Consider the following 740-nt stretch of genomic DNA (forward strand, 5'->3'; position numbering starts at 1 on the left):
GCCGAGCACGGCTGCCGCGCACGCCGTACCGAGCAGAGCGGTGCGCCAGCGCCGGCCCCGCCTGGGACGGGGGCCGGGGGCCTGCCGGCCGGGTCCCGTGGTGGAGCGGGCGCGGCCCGGCGGGCGGTCGGGGCCGCCGGGCGTCGTTTCACGTGAAACACCGATCGGCTCGGCGGCCGTTTCACGTGAAACATCGCCGGGCTCGGTCCCGGAGGCGCCCCCGGACTCGGTCTCGGCGTCGGTCTCCCGTACGTCGCCGCCCTCGCCCACGGCCGCGACGTCGGCCGGTTCGCGGTCGCCGGTCGTGGCGTCGAGCAGCGCCTCGGCGGCCAGGGCCGCGTCGATCCGGCCGGCGATGTCGGCGGGCATCCGCGCCGGGCCGGGCAGCGTGCCCAGGGCGCTGCGGATCTCCTCAAGCGAGGTGCGGACGTCCGCGCACAGCGCGCAGCCCGCGAGGTGCTCGCGCACGGGGCGCGCGCGGTCGGGCGGCAGGACTCCCTCTGTGAGCGCGGAGATTTCCGCGACCTCAGGGTGCTCGTCCGTGTCGGTCGTCGACGTCACGCTCGCCCACCTCCGCCCTTCACGGGATCTGTGTCGTTCGGCCCTGCCGGCGGTGAGACGGATGTCCCCTGCGCCCGGTTCCTTCCCCCGTCGGGATCGGAGCTATCCCGCTCCTTCGGGTGGAGATGGGACAGCAGGGGCAGCAGACGGGCGCGGCCCCGGGCGCAGCGGCTCTTGAT

The 740-nt window shown here is 76.4% G+C and carries 1 protein-coding gene and 1 pseudogene; both read right to left on the reverse strand.

Translation table 11 applies throughout. The features are described 5' to 3' along the window. Positions 1–561: zf-HC2 domain-containing protein (locus KUM32_RS35955; RefSeq protein ID WP_217146113.1), on the reverse strand; the 561-nt coding region annotated here is incomplete at its 3' end. Continuing rightward, a pseudogene (locus KUM32_RS44265) lies at positions 558–740 on the reverse strand (RNA polymerase sigma factor SigM); the annotation flags it as partial. The pseudogene KUM32_RS44265 and the gene KUM32_RS35955, both read right to left, overlap by 4 nt.

Source organism: Streptomyces sp. AC627_RSS907 (assembly GCF_019049165.1).